At 71.4% G+C, this 16,453-nt stretch carries 12 protein-coding genes and 1 pseudogene; 8 read left to right on the top strand and 5 right to left on the bottom strand.

Annotation, left to right across the window (positions count from 1 at the left end; all coding sequences use genetic code 11):
- Position 1 precedes the first annotated feature (1 nt).
- The 3 genes from ABT078_RS09245 to ABT078_RS09235 all read right to left on the bottom strand — a co-directional run bounded on the left by ABT078_RS09245 (position 2) and on the right by ABT078_RS09235 (position 4,259).
- Positions 2–1,150, bottom strand: coding sequence for an ABC transporter substrate-binding protein (locus ABT078_RS09245; protein WP_351225494.1), 1,149 nt, complete (start codon positions 1,148–1,150; stop codon positions 2–4).
- A gap of 518 nt (positions 1,151–1,668) precedes the next feature.
- Positions 1,669–3,306 carry an ankyrin repeat domain-containing protein gene (locus ABT078_RS09240; RefSeq protein ID WP_351225492.1) on the bottom strand — a complete coding sequence of 546 codons (1,638 nt, stop codon included), beginning with the start codon at positions 3,304–3,306 and terminating at the stop codon, positions 1,669–1,671.
- A gap of 23 nt (positions 3,307–3,329) precedes the next feature.
- Complete coding sequence (locus ABT078_RS09235) at positions 3,330–4,259, bottom strand: hypothetical protein (RefSeq protein WP_351225490.1); 930 nt, start codon at positions 4,257–4,259, stop codon at positions 3,330–3,332.
- Positions 4,260–4,505: 246 nt separating this feature from the next.
- On the opposite strand from ABT078_RS09235, the gene ABT078_RS09230 reads away from it, so the two are divergent.
- Entirely contained in the window at positions 4,506–5,279 is a 774-nt protein-coding gene (locus tag ABT078_RS09230) for a S1 family peptidase (RefSeq protein WP_351225488.1), read from the top strand.
- A gap of 58 nt (positions 5,280–5,337) precedes the next feature.
- Here the strand turns inward: ABT078_RS09230 and ABT078_RS09225 are convergent.
- Positions 5,338–5,664 (bottom strand): annotated as a pseudogene (locus tag ABT078_RS09225) (beta-galactosidase); the annotation flags it as partial.
- Positions 5,665–5,669: 5 nt separating this feature from the next.
- Between ABT078_RS09225 and ABT078_RS09220 the strand changes: the two are divergent.
- The 5 genes from ABT078_RS09220 to ABT078_RS09200 all read left to right on the top strand — a co-directional run bounded on the left by ABT078_RS09220 (position 5,670) and on the right by ABT078_RS09200 (position 12,204).
- Positions 5,670–6,365 (top strand): helix-turn-helix domain-containing protein, encoded by a 696-nt coding sequence (locus ABT078_RS09220; protein ID WP_351225486.1) that lies wholly within the window; start codon positions 5,670–5,672, stop codon positions 6,363–6,365.
- A gap of 11 nt (positions 6,366–6,376) precedes the next feature.
- On the top strand, positions 6,377–6,712 hold the full coding sequence (locus tag ABT078_RS09215; RefSeq protein ID WP_351225484.1) for a chorismate mutase: 336 nt from the start codon (positions 6,377–6,379) through the stop codon (positions 6,710–6,712).
- Between the two features lie 127 nt (positions 6,713–6,839).
- Positions 6,840–9,347, top strand: a complete 2,508-nt coding sequence (gene pepN / locus ABT078_RS09210) for an aminopeptidase N (protein WP_351225482.1) — start codon at positions 6,840–6,842, stop codon at positions 9,345–9,347.
- Positions 9,348–9,397: 50 nt separating this feature from the next.
- Positions 9,398–10,771, top strand: a complete 1,374-nt coding sequence (locus ABT078_RS09205; protein ID WP_351225480.1) for a pyridoxal phosphate-dependent decarboxylase family protein — start codon at positions 9,398–9,400, stop codon at positions 10,769–10,771.
- Positions 10,768–12,204: a lysine N(6)-hydroxylase/L-ornithine N(5)-oxygenase family protein gene (locus ABT078_RS09200; protein ID WP_351225478.1), complete on the top strand. Its 1,437-nt coding sequence runs from the start codon at positions 10,768–10,770 to the stop codon at positions 12,202–12,204. Before ABT078_RS09205 ends, ABT078_RS09200 begins: the two co-directional genes overlap by 4 nt.
- Before the next feature lie 24 nt (positions 12,205–12,228).
- Here the strand turns inward: ABT078_RS09200 and ABT078_RS09195 are convergent, their stop codons facing one another.
- Entirely contained in the window at positions 12,229–14,022 is a 1,794-nt protein-coding gene (locus ABT078_RS09195; RefSeq protein WP_351225476.1) for a bifunctional metallophosphatase/5'-nucleotidase, read from the bottom strand.
- A gap of 97 nt (positions 14,023–14,119) precedes the next feature.
- Between ABT078_RS09195 and ABT078_RS09190 the strand changes: the two genes are divergently transcribed.
- The gene (locus tag ABT078_RS09190; protein ID WP_351225474.1) at positions 14,120–14,827 is read left to right on the top strand and encodes an SIMPL domain-containing protein; all 708 of its coding nucleotides are present in this window, start codon (positions 14,120–14,122) and stop codon (positions 14,825–14,827) included.
- A gap of 166 nt (positions 14,828–14,993) precedes the next feature.
- Entirely contained in the window at positions 14,994–16,427 is a 1,434-nt protein-coding gene (gene pyk / locus ABT078_RS09185) for a pyruvate kinase (protein WP_351225472.1), read from the top strand.
- The last annotated feature ends 26 nt before the right edge of the window (positions 16,428–16,453 follow it).

Here is a 16,453-nt window from a genome sequence, read left to right as displayed (position 1 = left end):
ATCACCCGGAGACGGCCGCGGCCCAGCCCTGCGCGAGGGTCTCCTTGGCCTTGGCGGTCTGCTGCTCGGTCGGGAACTTCGGGGTGCCCTCGACGGCCGGCAGTGCGGCCGCGGCCGCCTTGTCGATGGTGCCGTCGGCGGTCATCGCCGGCATCAGCACCGGGCGGGCGTGGCCCTTGAGCCACAGGTTCTGGCCCTCGGCGCTGTACAGGTACTCCTGCCACAGGCGGGCCGCGGCCGGGTGCGGGGCGTCCTTGTTGATGGCCTGCGCGTAGAACTGGGCGTAGACGCCGTCGGAGGGGACGGCGACCTTCCAGTCGATGCCCTTGGACGAGAACTGCTCGGCGTAGCCCGAGTTGAGGTAGTCCCAGTCGATGCTGATCGGGGTCTCGCCCTTCTCGACCGTGGCCGGGGTGGACTCGACGGGGTTGTAGTTGCCGTTGTCCTTCAGCTTGCCGAAGAAGTCGATGCCGGGCTGGATGTCGTCGAACGAGCCGCCGTTCGCGAGGGCCGCCGCGTACACGCCGCCGAAGGCGGAGCCGGACTTGGTGGGGTTGCCGTTGAGGGCGACCTGGCCTTTGTAGTCGGGCTTGAGCAGATCGGCGAAGGTCTGCGGGCAGACCTTGACGCGCTTGGCGTCGCAGCCGATGGAGACGTAGCCGCCGTAGTCGTTGAACCAGCGGCCCTGCGCATCGCGCTGCGTCTCGGGGATCTTGTCGAAGGCGGCGACCTTGTAGGGGGCCGTCAGTCCCTCGGCGGCGGCGGCCTGGGCGAAGGAGGCACCGAGGTCGAGCACGTCCGGGGCGCGGTCCTGACCCTTGCGGGTCTTCACCGCGTTGATCTCGTCCTGGCTGGAGGCGTCGGGGTTCTCGACGGTCACCTTGATGCCGTACTTGGCGGTGAAGCCATCGATGATCGCGCCGTAGTTCGCCCAGTCGCGGGGGAGGGCGATCGCGTTGAGCACGCCTTCCTTCTTCGCGGCGGCGACGAGGGCGTCCATGCCGCCGGCGTCGGCCGCGGACGCGGCGGTTGCGATGTTCTTTCCGTCGACGGTGGCGGAGTCGTTGGTGGGGGCGGCGCCACAGGCGGTGAGCGTCAGAGTGATACCGAGAGCACCGACGAAGGCGGCGGCGCGGGCAGGGGTGGTCACGCGTACTCCATGAGGGAATGCGAGGCGGGGCCAAAGCTGTATGGACAACAGTTGTCCATACAGCTCCGTCATTACGGGGGCTGCCGGTGTCCCGACGGTGAACGCGGGGCGTCGCGTGCGATGCGATTGCCGGGCGGGGTGGGGTCGGGCTCACTTCGAGCCCGTCCGGCGTTCGGGATGGGCAGCGCGGCGGCCGACTCGCCGGCGCCGTGCGCTGTGAGCCCGTGGGGTGCTGGGAGGTCGGGCGCTCGGGTCGACGTGCCGGTGCCGAGCCTCATTTCGAGCCTGTCCGGTGTTCGCGGATGGACAGCGCGGCGGCCGACTCGCCGGCGCCGTGCGCTGTGAGCCCGTGGGGTGCTGGGAGGTCGGGCACTCGGGCCGACGCGCCGGTGCCGAGCCACACTTCGAGCCTGTCCGGTGTTCGCGGACGCGCACTCGGGCCGACCGGACGGTCCTGGCACGTCCCCTGCGGCCGGGGCGGGGTCTGCCCTGCCCCTCACTCCGGCCCGTCGCGGGCGTCAGTGCGTGCGCGGGACCGTCGCCTCCAGGCGGCGCCTGGCGGGTTCGTCCTCGACGTACTCCACCGCCTGCTCGGCGGTGGAGTACGCGTACCCCTCCGGATCCTCTTCCGCGAGGATCCGCGCCAGTGCCTCGACCGCCCGCGCGTCCTGACGCATCGCCAGCCCCCGCGCCGCCTCCGCCTCGATGTCCGGGACCTGGTCGGTGAGCCGGGCCGCGAGCGCCTCGCGGATCTCCGGGCTGTCGGCCTCCACGTCCGCCAGCGCCGTCGTCGCCCAGTCCCGGACCCCGTCGTCGCTGTCCCGGGTGAGGCCGAGCAGCACACGGACGGCCTCGGCGTGATCACCGGGCACGAGCCCGTGCAGCGCGACCGCCACGCCGAAGCGGATCTCGGGATCGTCGTGCCCGGCGTGCCGCAGAATCTCCGGCAGCGCCGCCGGATCACCCTGCTGCCCGAGCCCCGCCACGGCAGCCCGGATCAGCTCGGGCTCGTCGGCCGCACGTGCCAGCTCCCGCAACAGCGGCACGACGCGCGCGACGAAGATCCCACGCCCGGGAGCCTCACCCTCGGTCGAGGCCGGCCCCGTACGTCCCGCAGCTTCCGTGCGTCCCGCCGGTTCCGTCGGCTCCGCGTCCACCGCGTCCACCGCGCCCAGCCCCGCCAGCACGTCCGCCGCGAACGCCTGCCGCAGGGCATCCTCGGTCCCGCACCACGCCGCCGCGGCCCGGAACGTCTCCTCGTCGCCGCGCCGCTGCAGGACGGCCACCGCCTCGGTCCAGTCGTCCCGGTCCGGGTCCCCGCAGCCCAGTGCCCGCGCCGCGAGCTCGTCGGCGGGCGGGTGCACGCCCACCGTGTCCTCCAGGAGCGTGACGATCGCCGCGTGCCCGGTCTGCTGCTCGACCGATCTCAGAAGACCGCGGTCGCCGATCAGCTCCACGACCACGGTCACCCCGCCGTCCTCCTCGACCTGCCGGGCCACCGTCACGGCGCCCTTGCCCTCCGGCCCGGGTTCGGGTTCGGGTTCGGGTTCGGACAGCGTGCGCCGAAGTTCCTCCTCCACATCGAGGTCGAGCCACCGCCTGGCCTCCGCGAGCGCCTCGGCCCTGGCCCGGGCACCGTGCCTCAGCAGGGCCCGTACGCACGAGGGTGACCCGCGCCGGGCCGCCGTCACGAGCGGAGGATCCCCGTCGGGACCGGGCAGGTCGGGGTCGGCGCCGGACGCGAGCAGCAGTTCCGCCACCTCGGCGCGGCCCTGGCGGCAGGCCCAGGTCAGGGCGCGCACCCCGGGGTTCTCCTCCAGATCGGGCCGCGCCCCCGCCGCGAGCAGGGAGCTCATCACCTCGGTGTGGCCCCACACCGCGGTCCCGCACAGGGGAAGCTCATCTGCTTCGGGCCCGCTCGCCCGATCGGGGTCGGCGCCCTTCGCGAGCAGCAGGCGCACCGTGCCGGGCCGGTCCTGGGACGCGGCCAGGTACAGCGCGGTCTGCCCGTCCTCGTCGGCCGCCTCCGCCGGTGCCCCGGCCCGTAGCGCCCGTACCACCGCGTCGTCGTCGCCCTCGTACAGGGCCTCGAACAGCTCTTCGGTCAGGTCCAGGTCACGGTCCCGGTCCGCGTCGCCGCCGCTTTCGGTGCTCATACCGAAACCCTACGGAAACCCCCTCAGGTGTCGCATTCGAGAATCGTCCGGCACAGTGCACACCGCGCCCGCACCCGTCCCCGCACCGGCACCCGGATCCGCTGGTGGCAGGTGGGGCAGGGGAACGACACCCGCAGCCCGCCTCCCGGCGCCCGCTCGAACGCGTACGCCGAGCCAGGGCCGGGGCCGGGGCCAGGGCCGGGGCCCGGTCCCGGACGCCCCGGTCCGGGGTGGTCCTGCGCGTTGCGCCGGTCCTTCGCGTACCGCCGCCGCCCGTTCCACCCCGCCGCGGTCAGCGGCGGCTGCTGCCCGTCGCGCAGTGCCTGCGCCCGGCCCTTCGTGTACGCCGAGTAGCCCTGCGGGCTGGTGAACCACACCGACGGGTCCTCGCCGAAGACCAGCGCGCGCTTCGCCAGGACGTACCCGAACTCCTCCGGGGTCAGATAGCCCAGTTTCTGGCTGGAAACCGCGTCCTCGCGGAACGCGTCGAGCAGCAGCCACCCCGCTCCGAGATACGTCGTCACCGTGTCCGTGAGGATCTCGTTGTCGCGCGTCCCGGGGAACGAGAGGTCCAGCCGGTGCAGCAGCACATGCGTGATCTCGTGCGCGAGTGCCGCCCCGATGTCCCTGCGATGCCTGCGGAAGCGGTCGTTCAGCTCGATGAAGTACTCGGGCCCGGCAGTGAGTTCCACGCTCGCCGCATGCTCCATCTCCCGGAAACTCACGATCATCCGGGCCTCGGGCAGCCGCAGCTGATGCACCAGTGCACGGGCCACGCGCTGCGCCCCGAGATGCAGGTCGTCGTGGTCGGCGAAGGCCACGTCGGCCGGCAGCACGCTGGTCGAGTACGCCCGCACTCCGTCGTACGACAGCCGTTTGTGCAGCGCGGTGATGGCCGCGCGCGCGGTGTCGAGGTGCGGGAACCCGTGCACCACCTCGCTGCCGGTCGTCACGCCCGTACCCCCTGCAGGTGCCGTACGAAGTCGCCCTGGACGACGGTCGACCGCTCTCAACTCTACGGTGCTCCGCGACGGCCCCGCGCTTCGTCGCGGGCGCCCTTCCTGGCCGAAAAGTGCACCTTGTGGCTCTCCTCGCGCCCTCCCGATAATCCGGACACGCCTTGACGGGCCCATGTCACATCGATGTGCCGTGTGCCGTCCTGCGCGTCACCGCAACCCCCCACGGAAGAAGGCAGAACCTTGAACAACAAGCTTGTACGTGCCCTCAAGAGATGTGCCGCCGCCGGCGCCGTCGTACTCGCCGCCGTCAGCCTCCAGCCCACCTCCGCCTCCGCCGCCCCGCCGCCCGTCGTCGGTGGAACCCGCGCCGCCCAGGGCGAGTTCCCCTTCATGGTCCGGCTCTCCATGGGCTGTGGCGGCGCGCTCTACACCCAGCAGATCGTGCTCACCGCCGCGCACTGTGTGAGCGGCTCCGGCAACAACACCAGCATCACGGCCACCGCCGGAGTCGTGGACCTCCAGAGCTCCAGCGCGATCAAGGTCAAGTCGACCAAGGTCCTCCAGGCCCCGGGCTACAACGGCACCGGCAAGGACTGGGCGCTGATCAAGCTCGCCCAGCCGATCAACCTGCCGACCCTGAAGATCGCCGAGACAACCGCGTACAACAACGGCACCTTCAGCGTGGCCGGCTGGGGCGCCACCCGCGAGGGCGGCGCCCAGCAGCGCTACCTGCGCAAGGCGACGGTCCCGTTCGTCTCCGACGCCTCCTGCCAGTCCTCGTACCCCGAGCTCGTACCGGGCGAGGAGATCTGCGCCGGCTACAACGAGGGCGGCGTCGACACCTGCCAGGGTGACTCCGGCGGACCGATGTTCCGCAGGGACAGCGCCGGCGCCTGGATCCAGGTCGGCATCGTGAGCTGGGGCTACGGCTGCGCCCGGGCGGGCTTCCCCGGTGTCTACACCGAGGTGTCCACCTTCGCCGCCGCGATCAAGAACGCGGCGGCCACCCTGTAGCTCCCCGTCCCACGGACACGGAGGGGCGGGGAGGCCACACCAGGCGTACGCCCGGGGATCACCCCAGGCGTACGTCCTCCCCGCCCCGCTCCAGCTCCAGCACCCACACCTCGTTCGCGCCCTCCCGCAGCACCGGACCGGGGACGAACAGGGACGTCTGCGGCCCCGCGGCCCAGTAGCGGCCGAGACAGAAGCCGTTGACCCACACGAACCCCCGGGTCCAGCCGGGGAGTTCGAGACCCGCGTCACCCGGGACGGCCACGTCCGCGGTGGCGCGGTAGAGGCCGGGCGCGCAGCCCTCCACCGCCCGGAACGGCACCTTCGCCACCGCCTCCTCGAAGGTGTCCAGCCGCAGCCCCCGCGCCCGGAAGCCGTGCAGATACTGCCACGGTGACCGCACCGGCCGTGCTCTGGCTCACCCCCGGTGTTCCGCACCACTACGCCCCGGACCCGGCGACCGGCTGGGACGAGAGTTTCGTCGACTTCGCGGGCCCGGCGACGGCCACCTACGCCGAACTCGGCTACATCGAGCCCGACCGCCCCGTCGTCCCCCTCTCCGAAGCGTCCCCCGCCCGGGCGGCCGTCGGCCGCATCGCCCGCGCCGCCCGTCGCGGCAACCCGCTCCTCGAGCTCGAGACCGCCGCCGCCGTTCATGAACTCCTCGTCGCCCTGCGCCGCGCCCGCGCCGACACGAGCCCCGACGGCGACCCCGTCCTCCAGGCCCTCGCCCGCGACGCCTTCCAGCCCCTGACCGTCGCCGAACACGCCGCCCGCCACGGAATGACCCCCGCCGAACTGCGCACCGCCGTCCGCCGCGGCGCCGGGTGCAGCCCCAAGGACTACCTCCTCGGCATCCGGCTCGGCCGGGCCAAGGAGCTCCTGGCCGCGACCGACCTTCCCGTCGCCGCCGTCGCCCGCCGCGTCGGCTACGACGACCCGGCCTACTTCTCCCGCCTCTTCACCCGCCGTGTCGGCACCGCCCCGATCCGCTTCCGCGAACAGCAGGGCCGCACCGTGCCGGGGGGCTGGAGCAACCGCATTCCGGATCCTGATCACCCTCCGATGATCACGGCCCGCCCGTCGTAAGCTCCCTCCTCATGACCTCCAGCGAGACGAACGACATCGACGAGGCCGTCCAGGCCGAACTCACCAGGCTGCGCGAGAGCATCGACAACATCGACGCGGCCGTCGTTCATATGCTTGCGGAACGGTTCAAATGCACCCAACAGGTCGGCCACCTCAAGGCGCAGCACCGCCTCCCGCCCGCCGACCCCGCCCGTGAGGCCCGCCAGATCGCCCGCCTCCGCGAGCTCGCGGAAAGCGCCAGACTGGACCCGGCGTTCGCCGAGAAGCTGCTCAACTTCGTCATCGCCGAGGTCATCCGCCACCACGAGACCATCGCGGGCGGCGACGCGGACACGCCCCGCTCCTGAGCCGGCCGCCGGCCCGTCCGGCCTCGTTCGTCTTCTTCGGCCTTCCGCGGCCTTCCTCGACCGTGCCTCGCTCGCCCACAGCGAATCCCCCTGCCACTGCCCCCACCCCGTCGGGCAGCATGGCCCCATGCCCGTACTCACGCGCGACGAAGCGCAGACCCGTGCCCAGTTCCTCGACGTCCACCGGTACACGATCGACCTCGATCTCACCACGGGGGACGAGACCTTCGACTCACGGACCGCGATCCGGTTCACGGCCCGCGCGGCCGGAGACACCTTCGTCGAGCTCAAGCCCGCCACCCTGCGCTCCGTCACCCTCGACGGACAGCCCCTGGACCCCGAGACCCTCGACGGGAACAGGCTCGCCCTGAAGGGGCTCACGGCGGGCGAGCACGAGCTGCGCATCGACGCCGCCATGCGCTACTCCCGCACCGGTGAAGGCATGCACCGCTTCACCGACCCGAGCGACGGTGAGACGTACCTGTACACCCAGCTCTTCATGGAGGACGTCCAGCGCGTCTTCGCCGCCTTCGACCAGCCCGACCTCAAATCCGTCTTCGAGATCACCGTCACCGCCCCCGAGGGCTGGACCGTCCTCGCCAACGGCATCACGACGGACCACGGACAGGGCCGCTGGACCGCGGCGCCCACACCCCTGATCTCCACCTATCTCGTCGCCGTGGCCGCCGGCCCCTGGCACTCGGTGCGCACCGAGCACGCCGGGCTGCCCTTCGCCATCCACTGCCGCCAGTCGCTCGCCCCGTACCTGGACGCCGACGCCGAGGAGATCCTCGACATCACGCGCGCCTGCTACGACCGCTACCACGAGAAGTTCGAGGAGCCGTACCCCTTCGACTCGTACGACCAGGCCTTCGTCCCCGAGTTCAACGCCGGCGCGATGGAGAACCCCGGACTGGTCACCTTCCGTGACGACTTCATCTACCGCTCGGCCGTCACCGACACCGAACGCCAGACCCGCGCCATGGTCATCGCCCACGAAATGGCCCACATGTGGTTCGGCGACCTCGTCACGCTGCGCTGGTGGGACGACATCTGGCTGAACGAGTCCTTCGCCGAGTACATGGGCTACCAGACCCTCACCGAGGCCACCCGCTTCACCGACACCTGGACCGACTTCGGGATCGTGCGCAAGGCCTGGGGCTACGACGCCGACCAGCGCCCCTCCACCCACCCCGTCGCCCCCGACCCCGACGCCGTCCCCGACACGGCATCGGCCATGCTCAACTTCGACGGCATCTCCTACGCCAAGGGTGCATCCGCCCTGCGCCAGCTCGTCACCTGGCTCGGCGAGAAGGACTTCCTCACCGGCATCAACCTCCACTTCGCCCGCCACCGCTTCGGCAACGCCACCCTCGCCGACTTCATCGACTCCCTCGCCGAGGCCACCGACCGCGACGTGCACAGCTGGGCCGAAGCCTGGCTGCGCACCACGGGCGTCGACACCCTCACGCCCGCCGTGGCCGAGTCCGACGGGAGCTGGCGGCTCGACATCACCCAGGACGGCAGCCGCCCGCACCGTATCGCCGTCGGCGCCTACGACCGCGACCCCGTCGAAGGCGGCCGCCTCGTCCTGCGCGAGCGCTTCGAGATCGACGTACCCTCCGGCGAGCCCACGACGGCACGCCCCGGCCGCCGCCCCGCCCTCGTCGTCCTCAACGACGGCGACCTCAGCTACGCCAAGGTCCGTCTCGACGAGGATTCCGCGGAGCCGGCGCTGCGCAGCCTGTCCGGCATCCCCGACCCTCTCACCCGCGCCGTCGTCTGGAACTGCCTGCGCGACATGGTCCGCGACGGCGAGCTCGAACCCACCGCCTATCTGGAGACCGCCCGCGCCCACCTCCCGGCGGAGAGCGACCTCGCCGTCGTCCAGGGCGTCCTCGCCTTCGCCGGCACCCAGATCGCCGACCGCTACCTCACCCCCGGGGCCCGCCCGGCCGCACTGGCCCTGCTCACCGACCTCACCCGCGACCTGATCCGCCGCACCGAGGACGGCCGCGACCCCGGCCTGAGGCTCACCGCCGTACGCCACTTCATCGACTCCGCCTCCCAGCCCAACGCGCTCCGCGACTGGCTCGGCAGCGGAAGCGTTCCCGGCGGACCCGACCTCGACCCCGAACTGCGCTGGCGCATCCTCGCCAGGCTCGCCGTGCTCGGCGCCACCGACGAGAACGAGATCGCGGCCGAACTCGACCGAGACCCCAGCGCCACCGGCCAGGAAGGCGCCGCCCGCTGCCGCGCCTCCCTCCCCACCCCCGAGGCCAAGACGGCCGCCTGGTCCCGGCTCTTCGACTCCGACGACCTCTCCAACTACCTGTTCACCGCCACCGCCCAGGGCTTCTGGCGCCCCGAACAGACCGACCTCCTCAGGGATTACGTCCCCCGCTTCTACCCCTCCGCCGTCGCCGTGGCCGCCCGCCGCGGCCCCGCCATCGCCGAGGCCGCCGGGCGCTACGCCTTCCCGGTCCACGCGGTGGACGCGGAGGCCCTCGGTCTCGGCGAGGACTTCCTCCGCGACACCGAGATGATCCCGGCCCTGCGCCGCAAGCTCGTCGACCAGCTCGACGACCTGCGCCGCGCACTGGCGATCCGGGAGGCCGTACCCCTTTCGGGTTGAGATCACCCGGTCTCCGGGCGCACCGTCCCCGGCGCGGCCAGTCTGGGGGCATGACCATCCCGCCCCTCGCCGGAGGGGCCGCAGGGCCCGACGCCCTGCGGCCCCTGCTCGGCGTCGTGCTCGACGCGCTCAAGGAGGGCGCGGACGCCCGGGGCGGACCCCTGCCGTCCGGCGGACCCGAAGCGGTCCGCGCGGATGTACGGGAGGCCGCCACCCCCGTCATCCCCGAGCACGGCCACGGCGCCGACGAGTCGCTGCGTACGCTCGTACGGGCCTTCGCCCGGGGCGCGGCCGACCCGGCAGACCCCCGGTGCGCCGCCCATCTGCACACCCCGCCGCTCGCGCTCGCCGTCGCCGCCGACCTCGCCGCGTCCGCGCTCAACCCGTCCCTGGACTCCTGGGACCAGGCGCCCGCCGCATCGGCCCTGGAGGCCGAGGTCACCCGCGCCCTGGCCGGCGAGGTGTACCCCCGCGGCGCCCGCCCCGACGCGCTCGTCACCACCGGCGGCACCGAAGCCAACCAGCTCGCCCTCCTCCTCGCCCGCGAGCGCCACGGCACCGTCCAGATCGTCTGCGGCGGCCAGGTCCACCACTCCGTCACCCGCGCCGCCTGGCTCCTCGGCCTTCCCGAGCCCGTCAGCGTCCCCGCCCCCGACGGCACCACGGACCTCGGCGGCCTCGACGACGCACTCGCCCGCCTCCACGGCCCCGTGCTCGTCACCGCCACCGCCGGCACCACCGACACCGGCCGCATCGACCCGCTCCCCGGCATCGCCGACCTGTGCGAGCGCCACGGCGCCGAGCTCCACATCGACGCCGCATACGGTGGGCCCCTGCTCCTCAGCCCTCGCCACCGCGACCTGCTGCGCGGCCTCGACCGCGCCCGGTCCGTCACCCTCGACCTGCACAAACTCGGCTGGCAGCCGGTCGCCGCCGGGCTCCTCGCCGTCCCCGACGGCGCCCTGCTCGCCCCCCTCGCCCACACCGCCGACTATCTGAACCCCGACGACGACACCGAGGCCGGAATCCCGGATCTGCTCGGCCGCTCCCTGCGGACGACCCGGCGCCCCGACATCCTCAAGATCGCCGTCACCCTCCGCGCCCTCGGCCGCAGCGGCCTCGCCGACCTCGTCGACCGCACCCTCGCCGCCGCCCACGACCTCGCCGACCTCGTCGAGAAGCACCCCTCCCTGGAGCTCCACGCCCGGCCCGTCCTCTCCACCGTCCTCTTCCGCCCGCGCGGCGCGAGCGACGACAGCGTCGCAGCCGTCCGCCGCACCCTCCTGCACCAGGGCCGCGCCGTACTCGGCCGCGCCCGCGCCGACGGCCGGCTCTGGCTCAAGGCCACCCTGCTCAACCCCCACGCCACCCCAGGCGACCTCGAAACCCTCATCTCCCTCGTGGAAGGCAGCACTCCCCGATGACCGGCACGCCCGCCTCCGGCGCCCACGGCCTCGACCAGCCCCACGACCTGGTGGGCATCGGCATCGGGCCGTTCAACCTCTCCCTCGCCGCCCTCGCCCACGGGCTGCAGTACGGGCAAGGGGCGGGAGGGCTCGCCGCCACCTTCTACGAGCAGCGCCCCGACTTCCACTGGCACCCGGGCCTCCTCATCGACGGAGCGACCCTCCAAGTGCCCTTCCTCGCCGACCTGGTGACCCTCGCCGACCCCGCCAGCCCCTGGTCGTTCCTCAACTACCTCAAGGCCCGCGACCGGCTCTTCCCCTTCTACTTCGCCGAGAAGTTCCACATCCAGCGCGCCGAGTACGACGCGTACTGCCGCTGGGTCAGCGGCCGGCTCCCCGGACTCCACTTCGGCCACCAGGTCGACGCCGTCCGCTGGAACCCCGAACGAGCCCTGTTCGAGGTCGACTTCACCCAGCTCGACACCCACGGGGGAGCGGAGTCACTCGGCCGCGCCTACGCCCGCCACATCGCCCTCGGCATCGGCACCGAGCCGTTCGTCCCCGTACCGCTGAAGACCCTCGTCGAGGCACCCACCGTCCCCGTCCTGCACTCCGCCGACTACCTCGAGCACCGGCAGAAGCTCCTCGCCGCCGAGCACATCACCGTCATCGGGTACGGACAGTCCGGCGCCGAGATCTTCCTCGACCTGCTGCGCGCCCGCCCCGTCGGAGCCGAGAAGATCCACTGGCTCGCCCGTACCGATGCCTTCGCCCCCATGGAGTACTCGAAGCTCGGCCTCGAACACTTCACCCCCGACTACACCCGCTACTTCCACGCCCTGCCCGAATCCGTACGCGACGGACTCGTCCCGCAGCAGTGGCAGCTCCACAAGGGCATCGACGCCGACACCATCGCCGCCATCCACGACGAGCTCTACCGCCGCACCCTCCACGGCGGCTGGCCCGACGCCGTCCTCACCCCCGGCGTCCAGGTCCGCACCGCGGGCCGCGTCGCCACCACCAAGGTCGAGCTCCATCTGGAGCACCTCCGGCAGGGCACCCGCTCCCGCCTCACCACCGACGCCGTCGTCCTCGCCACCGGCTACCGCGAACGCCCCCTCGACCGGCTCCTCGCCGGACTCGACCCGTACATGCGCCGCGACTCCTCCGAGCGCCCCCGCATCGACGACCAGTTCCGCCTCGTCCTCGACCCCGCCGTCACCGGCTCGGTGTACGTCCAGAACGCGGAACGGCACACGCACGGAGTAGGCGCCCCCGATCTCGGCCTCGCCGCCTGGCGCAGCGCGACCATCCTGAACTCGCTCACCGGCAAGGAGCACTATCCGCTCCCGCGGCGCACCGCCTTCACCAGCTTCGGCCTCGAACGGCGGGAGGCGCCCGGCATTCCCGGCCAGGCGCCCCCGCTCACTCCGCTCGAAGACCGTCGCTAGAGGATCGGCGCGAGAGGACCGGCGCTAGAAGACCGGAACGCCGTCCCGGGTCAGCTTCCAGCCCACCGACGCGAACGCGGCCGGATCGACGGTGCCCTTGGACTGCACCCACTGGATGATCGTGTTACGGATCTCGTCCGAGTTCGCCCACAGCTGCTCGGCCTTGGCGACATGCGGGAACGCACCGCCGCCACTGGCCCGGTAGTTGTTCACCGCCAGCACGAACTGCGCCGCCGGGTCCAGCGCCTTGCCCTCGAAGGACAGATTCACGATCCGGGACCCGGCCGGCTTCGCCACGTCGATCTCGTACGTCAGCCCGGACACGGCGTCGTAGTTGTAGTCCGGGATGCCGTCGGCGTTCGTCAGCTTCGCCGTGTCCACCGGCGCCCCCGCCGGGGTCTGCACGTAGTACCGCGCCGAGTACTCCAGATAGTCCTTCAGCTGCGCGCCGGTCAGCAGCCGCGCCTCCAGTGTGTTCTCGAACGGGTACAGCCCCGCCGCGTCCCGGATCGTGACCAGACCGGCCGGAATCGCCGCCGTACGGGAGAAGCAGGACGCCTGCGAGAGGACCGGCAGCGCCGCGTACGAGCCGCCGGCCAGCGCCGCCTTCACCGTCTCCGCCTGGACGTGGTTGATCAGATCGATGATCGGCTCGTCCTTCCACGGCGCCTCGGCCGTGGCCATCGCGGCGGTGGAGGTGCCGATGACCTGATTGACGTACGCGACGACCTTGTCGTGCTCGTCACCCAGCAGCTTGGTGATCTGCGGATCCTCGGCGACGGTGTTGGAGTTGAGGACCTTCGCGCCCACCCGCTCCACCGTCCAGCGGCCCTTCTCCCACACCAGGTCGAAGTCGAAGAGCGTCAGCCGCTGGCCCCACTTCAGCGGCTCGGACAGCACGACCTGCTTGTCGGTCTGCTTGTTCGTGACGAAGTACTCGACGATCTCCGTGTGCGCGTGCCCCACGAGAATCGCGTCGATGCCCGGCACCTGCTCGGCCACGAGCGCAGCGGCATTCTCGATGTACGGGAGCTGGTCACCGTACGAGGACGTGCCGCTCGACCCCGAGTGCGCCGACACGACGACGACGTCCGCACCCATCGCGCGCAGCTTCGGCACCCACTTCGCGGCCTGCTCCTCGAGACCGGGGAACACCATCTTCCCGCTGACGTTGGCCTTGTCCCAGATCGCGATACCGGGGTTGGTGAGCCCGAGGACGGCGACCCTGACATCCCGGCCGAGCGGGGTGCACATCCGGTGCATGCTGTAGGGCGGGAAGGCCGGCCGGAGCGTCTTCGCGTCCAGGGCGTTGGCGCCGAGCAGCGGAAAGTCGCACTGCTCCTCGAACTTCCGCAGCACCGGTATGCCGTAGTTGAACTCGTGGTTGCCGAGCGCCGCGGCGTCGTAGCCGATCGCGTTCATGGCCTGCGCCATCGGGTGGATCGGACCGCTGCGGGCGGTGATCGGGTCGACCTTGGCGTAGTAGTACGACAACTGGGTGCCCTGAATGGTGTCACCGGCGTCGATGAGAAGGGTGTTGCGCCTGCCCTTCTCGCTCCTGACCTGGTCGACCAGGGTCGAGATCTTGGCAAGACCCACGTCGTTGTGGTTCTTGTCGTCGAACTCCTTGTCCGTGAAGTAGTCCCAGTTGAAGACGTTGCCGTGCAGGTCGGTCGTCCCCATCACCGTGAACGAGTACCGCTTCCTCCGCCCTCCGTGTCCATGAGCCTCGGCGGGCCCGGCGACGCTCCCCACGACGGCCACCCCGGCACCTGCGGCGGCCGAACGGCCAAGGAACGTCCTGCGATTCATCGGCATGAAGATCTCCCTCGTTCACTGACACAACGCGCGTAGATTCTGGCGCAGCACGGCACCGTGCGAAAGTGATTCGAGGACACCAGCGAGGGAGTGGACCGTGAGCAGCGACACCGCACCACCGGCACCGTACGGAACACCCGAGACGCCGCGCGTCGCGGTTCGCGGTGAAGCCCGCCTCGAGGTCGACCCGGAGATCGCCCGGATCGGGGTCATGGTCAGCGCACGCGGCAGGGACCGCAGGTCCGCCCTTGAGGATCTGACCCGCCGCAACGGCCAGGTGCTCGACCTGATCAAGTCGTACGGCGACGCGGTCGAGAAACTGGAGACCGGCGCGTTCTCCATCAGTCCCGAGCTGACCCAGCACGGCCGCGGCGAACGCGTCCGCGCCTACCACGGCCGCGTCCACATCACCGCGGCGCTCAGCGACTTCACCGCCCTCGGCGAGCTCACGACCCGCATCGCCGACCTCGAGCTCACCCGCGTCGACGGCCCCTGGTGGTCCCTGCGCCCCGACTCCCCGGCCCACGGCGAGGCCCGCCGCCAGGCCGTCCGCGAAGCCGTCCGGCGCGCCCGCGAGTACGCCGAGGCCCTCGGAGCCCGCCTCGCCGCCCTCGTCGAGCTCGCCGACCTCGGCGCCGAGGCGCCCATGTCGTACGACATGCCCCAGGCCTCCGGCGCCATGCGCTCGGCCGCCTTCGCCGGCGCCGCCACCGAGGCCGCCCCCGCCCTCGACCTGGAGCCGCAGCGCCAGACCGTCTACGCGCAGGTGAACGCGCGCTTCACGATGACACCGCCGCAGCTGTGACACGCGGGCGGCTTCACGGCAGTCACCCAAGAGGGGGGACGTCGAATTGCTCAAAAGAGCGACCCCATGCACAATTCAATACTTGTCAATAAGCCTTCACGTAAAGGTTGTTGAGTAGTCATTCTCAGCCGAATCTCTACCGGCCGGTAAGCAATAGGCTCGAACCATGCGCCGAGCAAAGATCGTCTGCACACTGGGGCCCGCCACCGAGACATACGACCAGATCAAGGCACTGGTCGAAGCCGGAATGGACGTCGCCCGCTTCAACCTCAGCCACGGCACCTACGCCGACCACGAGGAGCGCTATCAGCGCGTTCGCAAGGCCTCCGACGAAATCGGCCGCAGCGTCGGCGTGCTCGCCGACCTTCAAGGCCCGAAGATCCGCCTGGGACGATTCCGTGAAGGTCCCGTACTGCTTGAACGCGGCGACGAGTTCACCATCACCGTCGAACCCGCCGAAGGCGACCGCCACACCTGCGGAACCACATACTCCGGCCTCGCCGCCGACGTCACCACGGGAGAGCGCATCCTCGTCGACGACGGCCGCGTCGCCCTCGAAGTCACCGCCGTCGACGGACCCCGCGTCCGCACCACCGTCGTCGAAGGCGGCGTCATCTCCGACCACAAGGGCCTCAACCTCCCCGGCGTTGCCGTCTCCGTCCCCGCGCTCTCCGAGAAGGACATCGACGACCTCCGCTGGGCGATCAGAATCGGCGCCGACGTCATCGCACTCTCCTTCGTCCGCAGCGGACGCGACATCGAAGACGTGCACCGCATCATGGACGAGGAAGGCCGCCGGCTCCCCGTCATCGCCAAAGTCGAGAAACCGCAGGCCGTCGACAATATCGACGACATCGTCGCCGCCTTCGACGGCATCATGGTCGCCCGTGGCGACCTCGGCGTGGAAATGCCCCTGGAGCAGGTGCCCATCGTCCAGAAGCGCGCGATCAAACTCGCCAAGCGCAACGCCAAACCGGTCATCGTCGCCACCCAGATGCTCGAATCGATGATCGACAATTCCCGTCCCACCCGCGCAGAGGCCTCCGACGTCGCCAACGCGGTCATCGACGGCACCGACGCCGTGATGCTCTCCGGCGAGACCAGCGTCGGCAAGTACCCCGTCGAAACGGTCACCACCATGGCGCGGATCGTCGAAGCCGCAGAGGAGGACATCCTCGCCAAGGGCCTCCCGCCGCTCACGGAACGCAACAAGCCCCGCACCCAGGGCGGAGCCGTCGCCCGCGCAGCCGCCGAAATGGGCGACTTCCTCGGCGCGAAATTCCTGGTCGCCTTCACCCAGTCGGGCGACACCGTCCGCCGCCTCTCCCGCTACCGCTCCCCGATCCCGCTGCTGGCCTTCACCCCGGACCCGGCCACCCGCTCCCAGCTCACCCTCACCTGGGGCGTGGAGACCTTCCTCGGCCCGCGTGTCGAGTCGACGGACGCGATGGTCGCCCAGGTCGACGAGATGCTCCTGAAGATCGGCCGCTGCCAGAAGGGCGACATCGTGGTCATCACGGCCGGCTCACCGCCGGGCGTCCCGGGCTCGACGAATCTCGTGCGGGTGCACCACATCGGCGAGGACGACACGAGTCCCTGAAGACGTTTGTCCGGTCTCGTCCCGGG

Source organism: Streptomyces sp. NPDC002133, from assembly GCF_040296405.1.
Lineage (GTDB): Bacteria > Actinomycetota > Actinomycetes > Streptomycetales > Streptomycetaceae > Streptomyces.
Note: the sequence above shows the minus strand (reverse complement) of the source record. Positions and strands in the feature narration are given on the sequence as shown.